This window comes from Pseudomonas sp. M5, from assembly GCF_016907075.1.
GTDB classification, from domain to species: domain Bacteria; phylum Pseudomonadota; class Gammaproteobacteria; order Pseudomonadales; family Pseudomonadaceae; genus Aquipseudomonas; species Aquipseudomonas putida_E.
This window is the reverse complement of the sequence record NZ_JAFBBH010000001.1, coordinates 2,417,726-2,436,309: the sequence shown is the minus strand read 5'-3', so window position 1 is coordinate 2,436,309 and position 18,584 is coordinate 2,417,726. Positions and strand designations below refer to the sequence as shown.

20 protein-coding genes are annotated in these 18,584 nt (G+C 62.9%); 16 read left to right on the top strand and 4 right to left on the bottom strand.

Going from position 1 to position 18,584, the window contains the following annotated elements; genetic code table 11:
• The first annotated feature begins 41 nt into the window (after positions 1 to 41).
• From wspR to JOE27_RS11070, 8 genes are all read left to right on the top strand, one after another.
• Complete coding sequence (wspR, locus tag JOE27_RS11105; protein WP_046784348.1) at positions 42 to 1,046, top strand: Wsp signal transduction system regulator diguanylate cyclase WspR; 1,005 nt, start codon at positions 42 to 44, stop codon at positions 1,044 to 1,046.
• Between the two features lie 91 nt (positions 1,047 to 1,137).
• Positions 1,138 to 2,233, top strand: a protein-coding gene (prfB, locus tag JOE27_RS11100) for a peptide chain release factor 2 (RefSeq protein ID WP_115274014.1) whose coding sequence is annotated in 2 segments (ribosomal slippage) — positions 1,138 to 1,209 and positions 1,211 to 2,233 — 1,095 coding nt in all. Because the reading frame shifts where the segments join, the coding sequence is not laid out codon by codon here.
• A gap of 89 nt (positions 2,234 to 2,322) precedes the next feature.
• Complete coding sequence (gene lysS / locus JOE27_RS11095) at positions 2,323 to 3,825, top strand: lysine--tRNA ligase (RefSeq protein WP_046784347.1); 1,503 nt, start codon at positions 2,323 to 2,325, stop codon at positions 3,823 to 3,825.
• A 143-nt stretch (positions 3,826 to 3,968) separates the two neighbouring features.
• Positions 3,969 to 4,673: a TetR family transcriptional regulator gene (locus JOE27_RS11090; protein WP_046784346.1), complete on the top strand. Its 705-nt coding sequence runs from the start codon at positions 3,969 to 3,971 to the stop codon at positions 4,671 to 4,673.
• Positions 4,674 to 4,702: 29 nt separating this feature from the next.
• A complete protein-coding gene (locus tag JOE27_RS11085; protein ID WP_115274015.1) occupies positions 4,703 to 5,251 on the top strand; it encodes a hypothetical protein in 549 nt (182 codons plus the stop codon).
• A 70-nt stretch (positions 5,252 to 5,321) separates the two neighbouring features.
• Complete coding sequence (locus JOE27_RS11080; protein WP_039602209.1) at positions 5,322 to 6,599, top strand: flavohemoglobin expression-modulating QEGLA motif protein; 1,278 nt, start codon at positions 5,322 to 5,324, stop codon at positions 6,597 to 6,599.
• Positions 6,571 to 7,494, top strand: coding sequence for an alpha/beta hydrolase (locus tag JOE27_RS11075; RefSeq protein WP_046784344.1), 924 nt, complete (start codon positions 6,571 to 6,573; stop codon positions 7,492 to 7,494). Before JOE27_RS11080 ends, JOE27_RS11075 begins: the two co-directional genes overlap by 29 nt.
• A complete protein-coding gene (locus JOE27_RS11070; RefSeq protein ID WP_012315932.1) occupies positions 7,491 to 7,817 on the top strand; it encodes a hypothetical protein in 327 nt (108 codons plus the stop codon). The genes JOE27_RS11075 and JOE27_RS11070 overlap by 4 nt, the downstream gene beginning before the upstream one ends.
• 71 nt (positions 7,818 to 7,888) lie before the next feature.
• Here the strand turns inward: JOE27_RS11070 and JOE27_RS11065 are convergent, their stop codons facing one another.
• The 3 genes from JOE27_RS11065 to JOE27_RS11055 form a co-directional block, all read right to left on the bottom strand.
• Complete coding sequence (locus JOE27_RS11065) at positions 7,889 to 8,677, bottom strand: OmpA family protein (RefSeq protein ID WP_115274017.1); 789 nt, start codon at positions 8,675 to 8,677, stop codon at positions 7,889 to 7,891.
• A 50-nt stretch (positions 8,678 to 8,727) separates the two neighbouring features.
• Positions 8,728 to 9,141, bottom strand: a complete 414-nt coding sequence (locus tag JOE27_RS11060) for a DUF4398 domain-containing protein (RefSeq protein ID WP_012315930.1) — start codon at positions 9,139 to 9,141, stop codon at positions 8,728 to 8,730.
• A 271-nt stretch (positions 9,142 to 9,412) separates the two neighbouring features.
• Entirely contained in the window at positions 9,413 to 9,757 is a 345-nt protein-coding gene (locus JOE27_RS11055; RefSeq protein WP_115274018.1) for a pilin assembly protein, read from the bottom strand.
• Positions 9,758 to 9,927: 170 nt separating this feature from the next.
• Here JOE27_RS11055 and ppc point away from each other — a divergent pair, with 170 nt between their 5' ends.
• The 7 genes from ppc (at position 9,928) to JOE27_RS11020 (ending at position 17,068) form a co-directional block, all read left to right on the top strand.
• Positions 9,928 to 12,555, top strand: coding sequence for a phosphoenolpyruvate carboxylase (gene ppc, locus JOE27_RS11050; RefSeq protein WP_204918754.1), 2,628 nt, complete (start codon positions 9,928 to 9,930; stop codon positions 12,553 to 12,555).
• Positions 12,556 to 12,812: 257 nt separating this feature from the next.
• Positions 12,813 to 13,463, top strand: a complete 651-nt coding sequence (gene adk, locus JOE27_RS11045) for an adenylate kinase (RefSeq protein WP_012270800.1) — start codon at positions 12,813 to 12,815, stop codon at positions 13,461 to 13,463.
• A gap of 87 nt (positions 13,464 to 13,550) precedes the next feature.
• Positions 13,551 to 14,225 (top strand): tRNA (adenosine(37)-N6)-threonylcarbamoyltransferase complex dimerization subunit type 1 TsaB, encoded by a 675-nt coding sequence (tsaB, locus tag JOE27_RS11040; protein WP_046784340.1) that lies wholly within the window; start codon positions 13,551 to 13,553, stop codon positions 14,223 to 14,225.
• Between the two features lie 129 nt (positions 14,226 to 14,354).
• Positions 14,355 to 14,642 (top strand): hypothetical protein, encoded by a 288-nt coding sequence (locus tag JOE27_RS11035; RefSeq protein ID WP_046784339.1) that lies wholly within the window; start codon positions 14,355 to 14,357, stop codon positions 14,640 to 14,642.
• A gap of 3 nt (positions 14,643 to 14,645) precedes the next feature.
• On the top strand, positions 14,646 to 15,515 hold the full coding sequence (locus JOE27_RS11030) for a DUF72 domain-containing protein (protein WP_204918751.1): 870 nt from the start codon (positions 14,646 to 14,648) through the stop codon (positions 15,513 to 15,515).
• A gap of 29 nt (positions 15,516 to 15,544) precedes the next feature.
• The gene (locus JOE27_RS11025; RefSeq protein WP_204918749.1) at positions 15,545 to 16,375 is read left to right on the top strand and encodes an isocitrate lyase/phosphoenolpyruvate mutase family protein; all 831 of its coding nucleotides are present in this window, start codon (positions 15,545 to 15,547) and stop codon (positions 16,373 to 16,375) included.
• Between the two features lie 6 nt (positions 16,376 to 16,381).
• Entirely contained in the window at positions 16,382 to 17,068 is a 687-nt protein-coding gene (locus JOE27_RS11020) for an extensin family protein (protein WP_204918747.1), read from the top strand.
• Positions 17,069 to 17,070: 2 nt separating this feature from the next.
• Here the strand turns inward: JOE27_RS11020 and JOE27_RS11015 are convergent, their stop codons facing one another.
• Positions 17,071 to 17,691, bottom strand: a complete 621-nt coding sequence (locus tag JOE27_RS11015) for a hypothetical protein (RefSeq protein WP_046784335.1) — start codon at positions 17,689 to 17,691, stop codon at positions 17,071 to 17,073.
• A gap of 104 nt (positions 17,692 to 17,795) precedes the next feature.
• Between JOE27_RS11015 and JOE27_RS11010 the strand changes: the two genes are divergently transcribed.
• Positions 17,796 to 18,572, top strand: coding sequence for a class I SAM-dependent methyltransferase (locus JOE27_RS11010; RefSeq protein ID WP_204918745.1), 777 nt, complete (start codon positions 17,796 to 17,798; stop codon positions 18,570 to 18,572).
• The last annotated feature ends 12 nt before the right edge of the window (positions 18,573 to 18,584 follow it).

Genomic DNA, 18,584 nt, shown 5'->3' with positions numbered 1-18,584 from the left:
TGAATCACACCGCCCCTGCGGCCGTGATCAGGTGAATAGGGATGATTGATCTACCGATCGAAGGGTTTGCGACCGCCAATGAAAATTCGGCGATGGTCTTGCTGGTCGACGATCAGGCGATGATCGGCGAAGCGGTGCGTCGTGGCCTGGCCCATGAGGAAAACATCGATTTCCATTTCTGCGCCGACCCCCATCAGGCGGTGGCTCAGGCCATGCGCATCAAACCTACGGTGATCCTCCAGGACCTGATCATGCCGGGCCTCGACGGCCTGACCCTGGTGCGCGAATACCGTAACAATCCGGCTACCCGGGACATCCCGATCATCGTTCTGTCGACCAAGGAAGACCCTTTGGTCAAAAGTGCGGCCTTCGCTGCCGGGGCCAACGACTACCTGGTCAAGCTGCCGGATACCATCGAACTGGTGGCTCGCATCCGCTACCACTCCCGCTCGTACCTGACCCTGCTGCAGCGTGACGAGGCCTACCGGGCGCTGCGCGTGAGCCAGCAGCAACTGCTCGACACCAACCTGATGCTGCAGCGGCTGATGAACTCCGATGGCCTCACCGGTCTGTCCAACCGCCGCCATTTCGATGAGTACCTGGAACTGGAATGGCGCAGGGCCATGCGTGAGCAGCAGCAGTTGTCGCTGCTGATGATCGATGTCGACTACTTCAAGGTCTACAACGACAGCTTCGGCCACCTGGCAGGTGATGAAGCGCTGCGCCAGGTTGCAGAGGCCATCCGCGGCTCCTGCTCACGGCCTACCGACCTGCCGGCGCGCTACGGGGGCGAGGAGTTCGCGCTGGTATTGCCCAACACCTCCCCGGGCGGTGCGCGGCTGGTGGCGGAGAAGCTGCGCCAGACCGTACATGGCCTGAATATCCCGCATACGGCATCGCAAGACGATTCGCGCCTGACCGTGAGCATCGGCCTGGCGACCCAGACGCCGGCGATCGGCAGCCATTGTCGGCAATTGATCTCGGCAGCCGACAAGGGGTTGTACCAGGCCAAGAACAGCGGGCGTAACCAGGTCGGTATCGCCTGAGGTTCAAGCGGCTGCCCAACGGGCTGCCGCAGCTCCCTGGATCGGTTATACTCGCGGGCTTTTCACCGAATTCGTACGAGAGCCGCGCGCCATGGAAATCCAACCGATCCTGAACACCATCAAGGACCTCACCGAGCGTTCCCAGTCCATTCGGGGGTATCTTTGACTACGATCAAAAAGCTGACCGCCTGATCGAAGTCAACCGCGAGCTGGAAGACCCGGCCGTCTGGAACAAGCCCGAGTACGCCCAGGCCCTGGGCCGCGAGCGTGCCATGCTGGCGCAGGTCGTCGAGACCCTGGACAAGATGTCCGGCGGCCTGGCCGACTGCCAGGATCTGCTCGACATGGCCGTCGAGGAAAATGACGAAAGCGCCGTGAGCGACGTCGTGACCGAGCTGCAAGGCCTGGAAGAAAAACTGGCCCAGCTTGAGTTCCGTCGCATGTTCAGCGGCGAGATGGACATGAACAACGCCTACCTGGACATCCAGGCCGGCTCTGGCGGTACCGAAGCGCAGGACTGGGCCAACATCCTGCTGCGCATGTACCTGCGCTGGGCCGACAAGCGCGGTTTCGACGCCACCATCATCGAGCTTTCCGAGGGCGAAGTCGCCGGCATCAAGGGCGCCACCGTGCACATCAAGGGCGAGTACGCCTTCGGCTGGCTGCGCACCGAAATCGGCGTGCACCGCCTGGTACGCAAGAGCCCGTTCGACTCCGGTGCCCGTCGCCACACCTCGTTCTCGGCGGTGTTCGTGTCGCCCGAGATCGACGACAAGGTCGAGATCGACATCAACCCGTCCGACCTGCGCATCGACACTTACCGTTCCTCCGGTGCCGGTGGTCAGCACGTGAACACCACCGATTCGGCGGTACGTATCACCCACGTGCCGACCAACACCGTGGTGGCGTGCCAGAACGAACGCTCCCAGCATGCCAACAAGGACACCGCCATGAAAATGCTGCGGGCCAAGTTGTACGAGCTGGAAATGCAAAAGCGCAACGCCGCCTCCCAGGCGCTGGAAGACAGCAAGTCGGACATCGGCTGGGGCCACCAGATCCGCTCCTACGTGCTGGATGACTCGCGTATCAAGGACCTGCGTACCGGCGTCGAGCGCAGCGACTGCAACAAGGTGCTGGATGGCGACATCGACCAGTATCTGGAAGCGAGCCTCAAGCAGGGGCTGTAAGCCGCACACCACCGCCGCGATGCCCGCACGCCGGCATCGCGTGCCCTGCCCGAAAAGGGCAACGAATACCTGATGGAAAGAATGACGACATGAGCGACCTCAAGACCGAATCGCAAGACCTGCAACAGGAAGAAAACACCCTGATCGCCCTGCGCAAGGAAAAGCTTGCCGCCGAGCGCGAGAAGGGTCAGGCCTTCCCCAACGACTTCCGCCGCGACAGCTACTGCAACGACCTGCAGAAGCAATACGTCGACAAGACCAAGGAAGAGCTGGAAGCTGCAGCGATCCCGGTCAAGGTAGCCGGTCGCATCATGCTCAACCGTGGCTCGTTCATGGTGATCCAGGACATGACCGGGCGCATCCAGGTCTACGTCAACCGCAAGACCCTGCCGGAAGAAACCCTGGCTGCGGTCAAGACCTGGGACCTGGGCGACATCATCGCCGCCGAAGGCACCCTGGCCCGCTCCGGCAAGGGCGACCTGTACGTTGAAATGACCAACGTACGCCTGCTGACCAAGTCGCTGCGCCCGCTGCCGGACAAGCACCACGGCCTGACCGACACCGAGCAGCGCTACCGCCAGCGTTATGTCGACCTGATGGTCAACGAAGAAACCCGCCACACCTTCCGTGTGCGTTCGCAGGTGATCTCGCATATCCGCAAGTTCCTCATCGACCGCGACTTCCTGGAAGTCGAAACGCCGATGCTGCAGACCATTCCTGGCGGTGCCGCGGCCAAACCGTTCGAAACCCACCACAACGCCCTGGACATGGCCATGTTCCTGCGTATCGCGCCGGAGCTGTACCTCAAGCGCCTGGTGGTCGGTGGTTTCGAGAAAGTGTTCGAGATCAACCGCAACTTCCGTAACGAAGGCGTTTCGACCCGGCACAACCCCGAGTTCACCATGCTCGAGTTCTACCAGGCCTACGCTGACTACCGTGACAACATGGACCTCACCGAGGAACTGTTCCGCGAGCTAGCCCAGCTGGTCCTGGGCAGCACCGATGTACCGTATGGCGACAAGGTATTCCACTTTGGTGAGCCGTTCGTGCGCCTGTCGGTGTTCGACTCGATCCTCAAGTACAACCCTGAACTGACTGCGGCCGACCTGCAGGATGTCGAGCGTGCCCGTGACATCGCCAAGAAAGCCGGTGCCAAGGTGCTGGGCCACGAGGGCCTGGGCAAGCTGCAGGTGATGATTTTCGAAGAGCTGGTCGAGCACAAGCTGGAGCAGCCGCACTTCATTACCGAATACCCGTTCGAAGTTTCGCCGCTGGCCCGCCGCAACGACGACAACCCGGCCGTGACCGACCGCTTCGAGCTGTTCATCGGTGGCCGCGAGATCGCCAACGCCTACTCCGAGCTCAACGACGCCGAAGACCAGGCAGAGCGCTTCCTGGCCCAGGTGGCCGAGAAGGACGCCGGTGACGACGAAGCCATGCACTACGATGCCGACTTCGTTCGCGCCCTGGAGTACGGCATGCCACCGACTGCTGGTGAAGGCATCGGCATCGACCGCCTGGTGATGCTGCTGACCAACTCGCCGTCGATTCGCGACGTGATCCTGTTCCCGCACATGCGCCCACAGGCCTGAGTGAATTGAACAAGCCGCCTTTCGGGGCGGCTTTTTCTTGCCTGAAGCCTTATGTTGTTTGTCAGGGCCCTATCGCCGGCAAGCCGGCGATAGGGCCGGTGCAGTCACCCCAAGATCAATGAGGTACACCCGTGACACCCGCAATGGCCCAGCAAGGCGCCGCCGGCATTGCCACCGCCGTCGCCGAAAGCGTGCAATACCAGGGTCGCAAGACCGCCCGCCAAGGCAGCGAACAGCGCCGCCAGTTGATCCTCGACGCTGCCATGCGCATTGTCGTGCGTGATGGCGTGCGTGGCGTGCGCCACCGTGCGGTCGCCGCCGAGGCCGGTGTGCCGCTGTCGGCCACGACCTACTACTTCAAGGATATCGAGGACCTGCTCACCGATACCTTCGCCCAATACGTCGAACGCAGCGCCGCCTACATGGCCAAGCTGTGGGCCAATACCGAAGTGGTGCTGCGCCAGCTGCTTGCCCAGGGTGATGGCAGTGCGCAATCAAGGGCGCGTCTGGCTGACGAAGTGGCGCAGATGACTGCCGACTACGTTTCCCGTCAGTTGGTCAACCGCCGCGACTTCCTGATGGCCGAGCAGGCCTTCCGCCAGGAAGCGCTGCTGTGCCCGCGCCTGGCCGAACTGGTGTGCGCCCACGAGCAGATTCTGCTGCATGGCACGCGCCAGCTGTTGCAGGTGGTCGGCTCGCAGCAACCGGAACAGGACGCCCAGATGTTGACGGCGATTATCGAGCAGATGGAATATCAGGGCCTGCTCAAGGATGCCGATGCGCAAGCCGATGGGCAGATGCTCGCTATGCTTACCCGTTACCTGCACCTGGTGTTGGCATCGGCCTGAGCCGAGAACGAACTTTCAAGGAGAACCTGATGAAAGCCTGGCGTGTGGTGTTGTTGACGTTGTCATTCCTCCTGCTGGGCGGTTGTCTGGTGACCTTCCATGAGCCGTTGCCGAGCAATCAGGCGGCGCCCAAGGCCCTGCTGGGCAAGTGGAGCAGCAAGGACGCCTGGGGCGAGCCACTGAAGCTGGCCATCAGCCGCAGCGGCGCCGATGCCTACAAGGCCGTGGCCACGGCCAAGGGCAAGAAACCCGAAGAGTACGTATTCACCGTGTCACGCCACGGCAACCGCTGGTACCTCTCTGCCGGTGTACCCAAGCGCCTGGGCGGCCATTTCCTGATTGGCGGTTTCGATATCGTCGATGGCAAGGAACTGGTGATCTACAACCTTGATGTGGAACAGGTGCAGCAGGCGGTCGAGAAAAAAGAGCTGACCGGGCGCAACACCGAGGTACCGGAGGACAACGGTGAGGGCGTGCTGATCGACAGCCCGTCGGAGCGGGTGCTGGCCTATCTGGATGACCCGGCCAACTCCGACCTGTTCGTCGAGGTGGCGCGCTTCCAGCGCAGCGGCAAATGACCGTACAGGCCCTCGCCGGCTTGCCGGCGAGGGGCCAGTACAGGTGCCTTGTTCTAGAAAGGAGTTCCCGGTGGACGAGTACCAGCAGACCATACGCGCACTGTCCGATCGCATCGTCACCGCGCAAACCCCGATCCGTGTGCTCGATGCGGTCAAGTGGGATGACAACATCCGCCAGGGCTTTCTGAAGGCCAAGGGCAAAGAGCCGCCTGCAGTGGACCGCGCCTATTACCAGTCGCGGCCGCTGTCGTTCGACTCAAGTGCGGTCAAGGCCGAGTTCCAGAGCATCGAGCGCGACATCACCCGGCAATTGGGGCAGTTCAACCCGGTGGGGCAGATCATGCGGCGCATGTGCAAGGAGTACCGCATGGTGGTGCGCATGCTCGAAGCACGCGGCACCGAGGATTTCGGCCTGATCTCCCAGGAACTCTATGGCGCGGCGTCCGATGCTTTCCACGCTGGCGACCCGACGCTGGCCGATCTCGGCCTGATGCTTTCCGATTACCTGAACAACATCGACGGCCGTGGTGACCTCAAGGACGAGCCGAAAAACCTGACTGCCAAGGAGGCCGTGGACATCCTCCAGCGCCGCCTGAACAAGGTGTTCGGCGAGGCCGAGGAAACCATCCGGGTGTTCGAGTCCGACGGCATCGTCGCCGACGCGGCGGCAGGGGCCGACTACATCAAGGTGCGCGCTGACGCCATGTTCAACAGCCGTGATGTGCGCGCGCTGGAAGTGCACGAGGGGCTGGTGCATGTGGGCACCACGCTCAACGGCCTCAACCAGCCGATCTGCACCTTCCTGTCGAAGGGCCCGCCTTCGTCGACGGTGACTCAGGAGGGTTTGGCGATTCTCATGGAGGTGATCGCCTTTGCCTCTTACCCCAGCCGTCTGCGCAAGCTCACCAACCGCACGCGCGCCATCCATATGGTCGAGGAGGGCGCCGATTTCCTCCAGGTGTTCGAGTTTTTCCGCGCCCAGGGCTTTGAAATGGCGCAGAGCTACAGCAATGCAAGCCGGGTGTTCCGCGGCTCGGTGCCCAATGGTCTGCCATTTACCAAGGATTTGTCCTACCTCAAGGGTTTCATCATGGTTTACAACTACATTCAGTTGGCCGTGAGAAAGGGCAAACTCGAGCAGATTCCGCTGCTGTTCTGCGGCAAGACTACCCTCGAAGACATGCGTACCTTGCGTCAGCTGGTCGAAGAAGGCCTGGTGGAACCGCCCAAGTACCTGCCGGAGCAGTTTCGCGACCTCAATGCGCTGTCGGCCTGGATGTGCTTCTCCAACTTCCTCAACCACCTGAGCCTTGATCGCATTGAAGCCGACTACGCGAACATTCTTTGAGCGCTGCCGCTGCCTGGTCCTGGGTTTGGCGCTGTTGGGCCTGGGCGGGTGCAGCAGCCTGTTGTTCTACCCGGAACCGGGCCAGCCGTTCACGCCCGAGCGTGCCAAGCTGCAGTACCGCGATGTCACCCTGACCACCGCCGACGGCGTCCGCCTGCATGGCTGGTGGCTGCCGGCCAAGGCGGGTGTCGAGGTCAAGGGCACGGTGCTGCACTTGCACGGCAATGGCGGCAATCTGGCTGGGCACCTGGGCGGTAGCTACTGGCTGCCGGAGCAGGGCTATCAGGTGCTGATGATCGATTACCGGGGCTATGGCCTGTCCCAGGGCAAGCCCGGCTTGCCACAGGTCTACAATGACATCGCAGCGGCCATGGCATGGCTCGACCAGGCCCCCGAGGTCAAGGGCAAACCCCTGGTATTGCTGGGGCAGAGCCTGGGCGGGGCAATGGCCATCCACTACCTGGCAGCCCACCCCGAGCAATGCCTGCGCTTCAGCGCACTGGTGTTCGATGGCGTGCCGGCCAGTTACCGCGATGTCGGGCGCTTTGCGCTGAGCACATCGTGGTTGACCTGGCCCTTGCAGGTGCCGTTGTCCTGGCTGGTACCCGATGGTGACAGCGCGATCCGTTCGGTCGAGCGCCTGAGCAGCCCACCCAAGCTGTTCTTCCATAGCATCGACGACAACCTGGTACCGATGAACAACGGCATTCGCCTGTACCAGCACGCACCGCCACCACGGGTGCTGCAACTGACCCGCGGCGGCCATGTACAGACCTTTGCCGACCCGGTCTGGCGCCAGGTGATGCTGCGTTTTCTTGATGACCCCCGCCATTTCAACGGCCTGCGGCGGCTGGCCGAAGTGCCCAACTACCCTGACGAGAAGAACAAGCAATGAGTGAAGAACGCAACGCCATCCCGCTGATCCTGACCGGTGTCGGCAGCATCATCGTGACGGTGGGGGCTCTGTGGTATTACGGCTACCTGCATTTCGCCAAGCCGGAGGATGCGTTGTTGCTGCAGGATTTCACCATGCTCAAGACCGTGCCTGGTGAGGACTACAAGGTTTCCCTCGACCCAGCGCCGCAGGTGGCGCAGTGTGTGGACGGTGTGCTGGTGCTGTTCGACACAGCGCAAAAGGGCCTTACCGGGGTACTGGTCGACAACCGCAAGCGTGCGGTGCGTTGCATGGGTGAGCAGACCCCGCAACAAGTGCAATGACCCGCTCGAACCAACGATGAAAAAGAAGAACCCCGCCATGAAGGCGGGGTTCTTATATCGACTTGTGAGCCTTACTGCACCTGGCTCACCGAACGCGGCGCTACGGGCTGGTTGTCGTTGGAGATGGTCACCTCCACCCGGCGGTTTTGCGCACGGCCCGAGTTGCTGCTGTTGTCAGCAACCGGGTATTCCTTGCCGTAGCCTTGAGCGACGATGCGCGCAGGGTCTACGCCTGCACGTACCAGCGCCATGCGCACGGCACCGGCGCGACGCTCGGACAGGGTCTGGTTGTAGTTGGCCGAACCGACGCTGTCGGTGTAGCCCTCTACGATGACCTTGCGCTCAGGGTTTTCCTGGAGGAACTGGGCCAGCTTGGTCACGTTGGGCAAGGCGCTGCTTTTGAGTTCGGCCTTGTTGAAGTCGAACAGTACATCGCCGAAGGTCACCAGCGTACCGCGGTCGGTCTGCTTGGCGTTCAGGCTGTCCTGAAGCTTGGCGATCTGCGCGTCACGGGCATCGAGCTTGGCCTGGGCACGTTGCGCCGAGGCGTTTTTCAGCTCGTTTTCGGCCGAGCGCAGGGCAATGGTCTGCTTGGCCACTTCAACGCGCTGGTTGGTCAGGTAGGCCAACTGGTCGACTTTCTTGCTGTCCTCACGCTCCATGTAGGCCTTGTCGGCCTTGTTCAGCCAGTCTTGTGCGTCCTTGGTTTCAAGGGCTGCGATTTTGCTCGCCTGCGGGTCGCTCTGCAGCGACGAGAAGTTGGTGCGGGCCGACTCCAGGTTGGCGTTCGGGTCGTGCGAGCAGGCAGCGAGACCGACGCTCAGGGCCAGCAGGGCGGGAATCATGACGTGTTTGCGCATAGTGTTCATCCTTTGATCGAGTGCGAAGGCTAAGGCAGGCTGGGCGGCGCTCACTGAGCGCTACGCAGGCCTTCCTGACGTACGTCCTGAACGCCCTGGCGGGCGTCCTGCACGGCCTTCTGGGCCTTGGCCGCCTGGGCCTTGCGTTCGGCGAGGCGAGCGTCCCATTCGGCCTGCTCGGCCAGACGCTTGGCGTCCTCGTAGTTCTTGTCGTGCATGGCGATTTCGGCCTGCTTGAACTTGTCCTGCGCCGCTTTCATTTCAACGGCGGCGAACTCGGTACCGCCAGCGCTGACGGCGGAGTTCACGGCGGACTGGGTGACGGCATACTGCTCGGTGGGCGGGTTGCCCGCACAGCCGGCCAGGACCAGGCTACTGCCCAGGGCCAGCGCGGCCAGCTTGAACCCGCGCACATGAGTGGAGGAAAGTTTCGAAGTGCGGGTCTTCATGGTGGTCAGCTCCATTGGATCACTCCTGATAACGACGATGTCCGTAGCAGTCCATCCCATCGCTCAATCCCTGGCATCGCCGTGTGCTTCAGCTCAACGGTGCACGACGACAGTGTGCAGGGTTTTAGCGTGATGGCTATTGGCTGTGACTGGGTCGTTTTTTGAATAGTTCAGAAAAAAATGCCAACTATTTCTGACTGATCGGTCAGTGGTGTGTGAGCGGAACTTCCACTGTCAGAAGCGGTATTCCGGGCTGGAGGGCAGCCCGGAACGGGAGGCAGGCGCGTCAGTTTCCGCTGCCGTCGCCGGGGTTGCTGAGGGTGTGCAGATGGCGCCTTGAAAGCGCCAGAAAGCGCGGTGTAGAGCCTATGTCTTCGTACAGCGGATCGCCTTCTTCATCGGTGGAAATGACCTTGTTGCCCTGCACGTAGGGGAAGCTGGCTTCAAGCTCCTCGAGCGCGGCTGCGACCAGCTCACCGAGCAGTTCCTCGGCGGTGCGCTTGGGGTACATGTCGATGAGCGCCGCCAGGCGCGCCTCCGACTCCAGGTCCAGGTGCAAGGTATGGCCGGTCGGGCTCAGGGTGCCTGCGGCGTTCTGTTCCCAGTGCTGGGCGAGTTCGCGGATTTTCATGATGACCTCTGTAAACGCCTCGGAAGGGCTGCATTGCATCGGACTGCTGCACTTTTACTTTAGTTTGCTTTACCGGTCGTGGCTTGCCATGGCGGCCCCGCTGTGGGCACTCTTGGGCCAGTGCTGTTTCCTGAGCAGAGCGCGGGCGAGCCGCGCCGAAGAGAGGGCCAATGACTGATATCGATGTGCGCTTGCGTGAAGATGTCCATGTGTTGGGGGAGTTGCTTGGCGAAACCATTCGCCAGCAGCACGGTGACGCGTTCCTGCAGAAAATCGAGGACATTCGCCATAGCGCCAAGGCGGACCGGCGCAGCGCTGGCGAACAGCTGAGTTCTACCTTGGCGAACCTGGCTGAAGAAGACTTGTTGCCGGTGGCACGTGCCTTCAACCAGTTCCTCAACCTGGCCAACATGGCCGAGCAGTACCAGTTGATCCGGCGCCGTGATGCCGAGCAGCCTGAGCCTTTTGAGGCGCGGGTGCTGCCTGAGCTGCTGGCGCGTCTGAAGCAGGCCGGGCACAAGGACGATGCCTTGGCCAGGCAATTGGCCAAGCTCGATATCCAGCTGGTGCTCACCGCGCATCCCACCGAAGTGGCACGCCGCACATTGATCCAGAAGTACGATGCCATTGCCGGCCAGTTGGCCGTGCAAGACCATCGTGATTTGACCCCGGTCGAGCGCCAGCAAGTGCGCGAGCGCCTGCGCCGGTTGATCGCTGAGGCCTGGCACACAGAAGAAATCCGGCGCACCCGGCCAACGCCTGTAGACGAAGCCAAATGGGGCTTCGCGGTGATCGAGCATTCCCTGTGGCATGCCATCCCCAGCCACCTGCGCAAGGTGGACAAGGCGCTGTTCGACGCCACTGGCCTGCGCCTGCCGCTGGAAGCGGCACCTGTGCGCTTTGCCTCGTGGATGGGCGGCGATCGTGATGGCAACCCCAACGTGACCGCCGCAGTGACCCGCGAAGTGTTGCTGCTGGCACGCTGGATGGCGGCCGACCTGTTTTTGCGCGATGTCGACGCGCTGGCGGCAGAGTTGTCCATGCAGCATGCCAACAGCGCTGTGCGCGAGCGGGTAGGGGACACCCCCGAGCCCTACCGCGCCGTGCTCAAGCAATTGCGTGACCGCTTGCGGGCGACGCGCGCCTGGGCCCATGCGTCGCTCACCGCTACCCAGCCGGCCAGTGCCGATGTGCTGGTGGAAAACCGTGACCTGATCGCGCCGCTGGAGCTGTGCTACCAGTCCCTGCACGAATGTGGCATGGGCGTGATTGCCGATGGGCCATTGCTCGACAGTCTGCGCCGTGCGGTGACTTTTGGCCTGTTTCTGGGGCGCCTGGACGTGCGCCAGGATGCCGCCCGACACCGTGACGCGCTGTCGGAGATCACCGATTATCTGGGCATGGGCAGCTATGCGCACTGGGATGAAGACAAGCGTATCGCGTTCCTGCAGGCCGAATTGAAAAACCGCCGGCCATTGCTGCCGGCTCACTTCATGCCCCAGGCGGACACTGCCGAAGTGCTTGCCACCTGTCGCGAGATCGCTGCGGCGCCGGGCGCATCGCTCGGTTCGTATGTCATCTCCATGGCGGGCGCTGCATCGGACGTACTGGCTGTGCAGTTGCTGCTCAAGGAAGCCGGCCTGACCAGGCCGATGCGCGTGGTGCCGCTGTTCGAAACCCTGGCCGATCTGGACAGCGCGGGCCCTGTGATGGAGCGGCTGCTCGGCCTGCCAGGCTATCGTGCGGGCTTGCGCGGGCCGCAGGAAGTGATGATCGGCTACTCCGATTCGGCCAAGGATGCCGGGACCACCGCCGCGGCCTGGGCCCAATATCGGGCGCAGGAAAATCTGGTACGCATCTGCCGTGAGCATCAGGTCGAACTGCTGCTGTTCCATGGCCGTGGCGGCACTGTCGGCCGCGGTGGTGGCCCGGCCCACGCGGCGATCCTCTCGCAACCACCGGGGTCAGTGGCAGGGCGGTTTCGCACCACCGAGCAAGGCGAGATGATCCGCTTTAAGTTTGGTTTGCCAGGTATCGCCGAGCAGAACCTCAACCTGTACCTGGCGGCGGTGCTGGAAGCGACCTTGCTGCCGCCGCCACCCCCTGAGCCGGCCTGGCGCGCCTTGATGGACCAACTGGCCGCCGATGGCGTCAAGGCTTACCGCCGCGTGGTGCGGGAGAACCCGGATTTCGTCGAGTATTTCCGCCAGTCCACACCCGAGCAGGAGCTGGGGCGCCTGCCGCTGGGCAGCCGCCCGGCCAAGCGTCGTGCCGGTGGCATCGAAAGCCTGCGTGCCATTCCATGGATCTTCGGCTGGACCCAGACGCGCCTGATGCTGCCGGCCTGGTTGGGGTGGGAGAGCGCGCTGAGCAATGCACTGGCACGGGGGCAGGGTGAGTTGCTGGCGCAGATGCGTGAGCAGTGGCCGTTCTTCCGTACCCGCATCGACATGCTGGAGATGGTCCTGGCCAAAGCTGATGCGCAGATTGCCGAGGCCTACGACGAACGTCTGGTGCAACCGCAGTTGCTTCCTTTAGGTGCACATCTGCGCGACCTATTGTCGCAGTCCTGTCAGGTGGTATTGGGCCTGACCGGGCAGCAGGTGCTACTGGCGCACAGCCCGGAAACGCTGGAATTCATCAGCCTGCGCAACACCTACCTGGACCCGCTGCATCAGCTTCAGGCCGAGCTGCTGGCGCGCTCACGCAGCCGTGAAGCCGCTCTGGACAGCCCGCTGGAGCAGGCCCTGCTGGTGACAGTGGCAGGGATTGCCGCAGGCCTGCGCAACACAGGCTGAGGCCACGGCTGGCTGCCCGCGCGCAAGGCCGCCCTGCGGGCCAAACCAGGGCAGGGAAGGTGGTTGCGCTGGGCGCAACCGCCTGCAGCCTTGGCTACAGATGGCCCATTCCTGCAACTTTGGGAAGCTTGTCTGGCTGACGGGCGCTGTGTATCTTGAGCAGCCTTCTGACCGATTTATGGTCATACCCGATTTTCCGGACTTGGCCCTGGTTGCCGAATCCATTGAATTTCATAAAAAAATTTGAGGAGCACGAGATGCGCGTAATTCTGCTGGGAGCTCCCGGGGCCGGTAAAGGTACTCAGGCAAAATTCATCACCGAGAAGTTCGGTATCCCACAGATCTCCACCGGTGACATGCTGCGTGCTGCCGTCAAGGCCGGTACCCCGCTGGGCCTGGAGCTCAAGAAAGTCATGGATGCCGGCCAGCTGGTCTCCGACGAGCTGATCATCAGCCTGGTCAAGGAGCGCATCGCCCAGCCAGACTGCGCCAACGGCTGCCTGTTCGACGGTTTCCCACGCACCATTCCGCAGGCTGAAGCCATGGTCGCTGCCGGTGTCGACATCGATGCAGTGGTCGAGATCGCCGTCGACGACGAAGAGATTGTCGGCCGCATGGCGGGCCGCCGCGTGCACCTGGCCTCGGGCCGTACCTACCACATTCAGTACAACCCGCCGAAAGTGGAAGGCAAGGACGACGTTACTGGCGAAGACCTGATTCAGCGCGACGACGACAAGGAAGAAACCGTGCGTCATCGCCTGTCGGTCTACCACACCCAGACCAAGCCGCTGGTGGACTTCTACCAGAAGCTGTCGGCCGCCAACGCTGGCAAGCCGAAGTACAGCCACATCGAAGGCGTGGGTTCGGTAGATGCAATCACCGCCAAAGTGCTGGCAGCCCTGAGCTGATTCATCACCGTGCGTCACGACGGCCCGCTTGCGGGCCGTTGTCGTTTATACTGCCGCTCTTTTCACTTGTTCCTGGATACCCGTTCGATGACCACCCTGCTGGCCCTGGATACCGCCACCGAAGCCTGTTCCGTCGCGCTGCTGCATGATGGCAAGGTAACCAGCCATTACGAGGTGATCCCGCGCATGCATGCGCAGAAGCTGCTGCCGATGATCAAGCAGCTGCTGGGCGACTCCGGCGTGGCGCTCAATGCCCTCGATGCCATTGCCTTCGGCCGTGGCCCCGGCGCCTTCACCGGCGTGCGCATCGCCATCGGCGTGGTGCAAGGCCTGGCTTTCGCCCTGGAGCGCCCGGTACTGCCAGTGTCCAACCTGGCCGCGCTGGCCCAGGGTGCGTTGCGCGAGCATGGCGCGCAGCAGGTAGCGGCTGCCATCGATGCACGCATGGACGAGGTGTACTGGGGTTGCTACAAGGCGGTGGAGGGCGAAATGCGCCTGCAAGGCCTGGAAGCGGTGCTGCCACCGGAGCGCGTGGCGTTGCCTGATGGCAGCAGCGGCGATTGGTACGGGGCCGGCACCGGCTGGGGCTACGCCGAGCGTCTGGCCGTGCAGGCCAGTGCCAGCAACCCTGCGGCGCTGCCCAATGCGCTGGACATCCTCAGCTTGGCCAGCTTCGCCTGGGCGCGCGGCGAGGCAATCGTTGCCGATCAGGCGCAACCGGTTTACCTGCGCGATAACGTAGCTACGCCCAAAGCCCGCTGACGGCTGTTCGTCGGTTATCGCGGCTGTCGATAAAACCTTTGTCGCAAACTGTGGTCCAGTTATCACTAGAGCATTAGCGATGGAGCCCTGATGCTGCTAAATTGCCATCATTGGTCCTGAGTGCTCATCATGCGTATCGACGGTTTCTCACCGCAGTCCTATCCGGTAAAGCGCGCGCCGCGCAAAGCGGCGGTGCGCGATGAGAGCATCGACGATGCCGAGCTCGTCGAAGAGGGCGACGCTGCTCCGGAAGCGGCGCCGCGCCGCCGTCCCGGTGGCTTGCCGGCCCGCCAGCAAGACATGGTTTTCCCACGTGCCCGTGACCGCCGCACGGCCACTGCGCTGGCCAGTTACCTCAGTACTGCCGGTTTTACCGATTGGGACATGGAAGTGCTGGGGCTGGACCTGTACATTTGAGGGATGAGTTCATCCCACCTGCCTTATTTCCTGGGTTGCCCGTCATGGAGCGAAAGCGCCTGGCGCGACTACCTGTATCCCGCTGACGCCCGCACCGGCGATTTTCTTGGCCTTTACAGCCAGGTGCTGAATGCAGTCGAGGGCAACACCACCTTCTATGCCCGCCCGGCGCCGAGCACTGTCGAGCGGTGGGCGCAGGTCATGCCTGGGCACTTTCGTTTTACTGCCAAGTTCCCCCGTGATGTCAGCCATGAAGGCGACCTGCGCGAGCGGCTGGAAGCCGCACTGGACTTCACCCGGCTGATGGCGCCCCTTGGCCAGCGGGTGTCTCCGTACTGGTTGCAATTGCCGGCTCAGTTCGGCCCGGCTCGCCTGGCTGAGCTGGGGCATTTTCTCGATGAAATCGGCGTGCTTGTGGCGGTGGAAGTGCGTAACCAGGCTTTTTTCACCAAGGGTGAGGAGGAGCGCCTGCTCAACCGTTTGCTGCACGAGCGCGGTGTTGAACGTATCTGCCTGGACTCGCGTGCATTGTTCAGCTGTACCTCGCGTGAGGCCGCCGTGCTCGACGCGCAAGCCAAGAAGCCCAGGGTTGCGCCGCGCCCCGCAGCTTTCAGCCAGCACCCCCAGGTCCGTTTTATCGGCCATCCCGAGCTCGACGCCAATGAAGCGTTCCTTTCGCCGTGGGTTGAAAAGGTCGCCAGCTGGATCGAGGAAGGCCGTAGCCCGTACATCTTCCTGCACACCTCGGACAACCGCCTGGCCGCCGCGTTGGCTCAGCGTTTTCATCAGCGGCTGATGGCGCGCTTGCCGGGGTTGGCAGCTTTGCCGGAATTGCCACGCGCCCCTGAGGTCGAACAACTGGGGCTACTTTGACCCTTACCGACCAGCCGGAGGTTGTGATCATGGATGTACAAACCCTGCGTGCCGAAGCCTTCAAAGCCCTGCACGAGCGCGATGGCGCGTTCGTCATCCCCAACCCGTGGGATGCCGGCTCCGCCAAGCTCCTGGCAAGCCTCGGCTTCGAGGCGCTGGCTACCACCAGTGCAGGCCTTGCCTTCAGCCTTGGGCGAGCGGATGCCGAAGCGGCGCTGAGCCTGGACGAGACACTCGACAACGCCGGGATGATCGTCGATGCCACTGCCTTGCCCGTTGCCGCCGACCTGGAAAATGGTTTTGGTGACCTGCCTGAAGACTGTGCCCACGCCATCCTGCGTGCCGCTGAAGCAGGGTTGGTCGGCGGCTCGATCGAAGATGCCAGTGGGCGCAGCGACGCGCCGATCTATGACCTGGGCCTGGCCGTAGAGCGGGTGAGGGCTGCAGTGCAGGCAGCGCGCAGCCTGCCATTTCCCTTCATGCTCTGCGCCCGCGCGGAAAACCTGCTGCACGGGCGAATGGACCTGGATGACACCATCCTGCGTCTGCAGGCTTATGCCGAAGCGGGCGCCGACGTGCTCTATGCGCCGGGTTTGCGCACTGTCGAAGAGATCCGCGCGGTGGTACAGGCGGTGGAGCCGAAACCTGTCAATGTGCTGATGGGGCTGGCGGGTGTGCCATTGAGCGTCAATCAGTTGCAGGACTTGGGCGTACGCCGCATCAGCGTGGGCTCTTCGCTGGCCCGTGCGGCGCTCGGTGCGTTTCAGCGCGCGGCATTGGAAGTTCGTGACCAGGGTACGTTCAGCTATGGTGAGCAGGCGTTGCCGTTCGCCCAGCTCAACGACCTGTTCCGGCGCTGAAGCGCGGTGCGCGCATTGGTGCTGCTGTGCGGGCTGCTGCTGGTAGCAGGCCTTTTATGGCAGTGGGGTTGGCGCCTGCCGCAGGCCTGGGATCCGTGGGCAGCACTGGACGTTCGTCAGCCGCCGAACCTGCTGACGCCCTATAAGCTTTCGCGTCTGCGTGATGATCCGCAGTTGTGCCGCCAAGCGTTGGCGACCACGAGCCTGCGCTATCGGGCGCAGGCCGATAGCCCGGCATCGGCCAATTGCCCGTTGCAAAACGTCTGGCGTATAGAACAAGGCCAGGCGCGGTTGAGTAGCAGCTTCCTGGCCAGTTGCCCGTTGGCGGTGGCCTATGCGCTGTTCGAAAAGCATGGCTTGCAACCTGCAGCGCAGCAGGTGTTTGGCCAGCCGGTGGCGCAGGTCGATCATCTGGGCAGCTTCTCCTGCCGCAACGTCTATAACCGCAAGCAGGGCCGGCTCAGTCAGCATGCCACGGCCAATGCGCTGGATATCAGCGGCTTTCGCCTGCAGGACGGGCAGCGGATCGTGCTGGCGCGGGACTGGCAGGCAGGCGGGCAAAAGGCGGCATTCCTGCGGCAAGTGCAGCAAGCGGCCTGTAAGAGCTTCAGTACGGTGCTGGGGCCGGAATACAATGCCGCCCACCGCAATCACTTTCACCTGGACATGGGGCTGTGGCAGATCTGCCGTTAAGCTCAGGCGTGGATGCGAACGTTGTTCAGCACTACCGGGCGCGCCCAGTGGATGTCGAATTCCAGATCGTTCTGCTGCTTGGCCATGGTCGCTGCGTCGAATGGCTCCGGCGCGGGGTCGAGCAGGCCCGTCTCGAACTCGGCGATAGGCAGGTGCAACGGGCGCGGGGAGGGCGCAGGGCCTGGCTCGGCAAGCGGCTGACCCTGGCTCATGACCACTGGGCGCAGCCAACTGTTGCTGATGTCCAGTTGGCGCTGCTGCTGAATCATCTCGGCGGCGCTGAATGGCTCCGGCGCTGGCTCCAGCAGGTTGGCTTCCAGCTCAGCCTTGGGCAGGAACAGAGGCTCGGGTGGTGCAACGATGGTGTCGTGCACGGGGCAGGCGCGTTGGGCATCGATCAGGGCCAGGGCCCTGGCCCCGCCAATCGGCTCGCCGCTGATTTTGTCGTACTGCGCCAGCGCCTGATGGGTGCTGTCTGCCTCATCCCCTTGCTGCTCGGCCATGGCGCGGGCAAAGAAATCCTGCCACAGGTGACTGACGCCCCCCAGTGCCTGGGTATTCTGCCGACCGTAGTTGCCGACGGGCGACAGGTAGGTCAAGCCGATGGGAAGAGTATCTGTCATGGCAGTCGTGCGCGTTGTGCTCTGGCAGAATAGCGGGATATTGCCTGTATCGGCCGATGGTGCCGATTCATTAAGGGCTTGGTTCGAATTTTCAGGTGTGGATGATGGAAGAGCAAGGCACGGGTATCAGAGTCGAAGCGATGTCGGCTGAATATGCGCAACAGGCTACGGCATGGGCCGAGCGCCTGGGCCTGCCGCTGCAGGACGATGCCGCCGGTTTCGCTGTGCAGGTGGGCGCCGATGGCTTGCAGATCCAGCAGTTGGGCCCGCAGGCACCCGGGCCAGTGCGGGTAGACTTCGTCGAAGGCCAGGCAGCGCATCGGCGCCAGTTTGGCGGTGGCAACGGGCAGATGATCGCCAAGGCCGTGGGCATCGCCCAAGGCGTGCGGCCACAAGTGCTAGATGCCACGGCGGGTTTGGGCAAGGACGCGTTCGTGCTGGCCAGCCTGGGTTGCCAGATGACCCTGATCGAGCGCCAGCCGCTGATAGCCGCCTTGCTGGAAGACGGCCTGACGCGAGCCCGGTCGGATGACGAGGTAGGGCCTATCGTCGGCCGCATGCGGCTGCTGACAGGCAACGCCATCGAGCGTATGCGCAGCTGGGAAGGGGAGGCGCCGCAGGTGATCTACCTTGACCCCATGTTCCCGCACCGGGACAAGAGCGCCCTGGTGAAAAAGGAAATGCGCGTATTCCGGCCATTGGTCGGCGATGACCTGGATGCCCCGGCTTTGCTCGAAGCCGCGCTGGCGCTGGCCAGCCACCGGGTGGTGGTGAAGCGGCCGCGCAAAGCACCGATCATCGACGGGCCGAAGCCGAGTCATAGCCTGGAAGGCAAGTCGAGCCGGTATGACATTTATCCGAAGAAGACGTTAAAAGTTTGATCGCAACTGCGA

Excerpts from the sequence above, each read along its gene's own strand:
- tsaB (WP_046784340.1), top strand. The coding sequence starts at position 13,551 with ATGACCACCCTGCTGGCCCTGGATACCGCCACCGAAGCCTGTTCCGTC.
- adk (WP_012270800.1), top strand. The coding sequence starts at position 12,813 with ATGCGCGTAATTCTGCTGGGAGCTCCCGGGGCCGGTAAAGGTACTCAG.
- ppc (WP_204918754.1), top strand. The coding sequence starts at position 9,928 with ATGACTGATATCGATGTGCGCTTGCGTGAAGATGTCCATGTGTTGGGG.
- JOE27_RS11070 (WP_012315932.1), top strand. The coding sequence starts at position 7,491 with ATGAGTGAAGAACGCAACGCCATCCCGCTGATCCTGACCGGTGTCGGC.
- JOE27_RS11025 (WP_204918749.1), top strand. The coding sequence starts at position 15,545 with ATGGATGTACAAACCCTGCGTGCCGAAGCCTTCAAAGCCCTGCACGAG.
- JOE27_RS11030 (WP_204918751.1), top strand. The coding sequence starts at position 14,646 with ATGAGTTCATCCCACCTGCCTTATTTCCTGGGTTGCCCGTCATGGAGC.
- wspR (WP_046784348.1), top strand. The coding sequence starts at position 42 with ATGATTGATCTACCGATCGAAGGGTTTGCGACCGCCAATGAAAATTCG.
- JOE27_RS11085 (WP_115274015.1), top strand. The coding sequence starts at position 4,703 with ATGAAAGCCTGGCGTGTGGTGTTGTTGACGTTGTCATTCCTCCTGCTG.
- JOE27_RS11035 (WP_046784339.1), top strand. The coding sequence starts at position 14,355 with ATGCGTATCGACGGTTTCTCACCGCAGTCCTATCCGGTAAAGCGCGCG.
- JOE27_RS11060 (WP_012315930.1), bottom strand. The coding sequence starts at position 9,141 with ATGGAGCTGACCACCATGAAGACCCGCACTTCGAAACTTTCCTCCACT.
- JOE27_RS11010 (WP_204918745.1), top strand. The coding sequence starts at position 17,796 with ATGGAAGAGCAAGGCACGGGTATCAGAGTCGAAGCGATGTCGGCTGAA.
- JOE27_RS11090 (WP_046784346.1), top strand. The coding sequence starts at position 3,969 with ATGGCCCAGCAAGGCGCCGCCGGCATTGCCACCGCCGTCGCCGAAAGC.
- JOE27_RS11015 (WP_046784335.1), bottom strand. The coding sequence starts at position 17,691 with ATGACAGATACTCTTCCCATCGGCTTGACCTACCTGTCGCCCGTCGGC.
- JOE27_RS11065 (WP_115274017.1), bottom strand. The coding sequence starts at position 8,677 with ATGCGCAAACACGTCATGATTCCCGCCCTGCTGGCCCTGAGCGTCGGT.
- JOE27_RS11055 (WP_115274018.1), bottom strand. The coding sequence starts at position 9,757 with ATGAAAATCCGCGAACTCGCCCAGCACTGGGAACAGAACGCCGCAGGC.
- lysS (WP_046784347.1), top strand. The coding sequence starts at position 2,323 with ATGAGCGACCTCAAGACCGAATCGCAAGACCTGCAACAGGAAGAAAAC.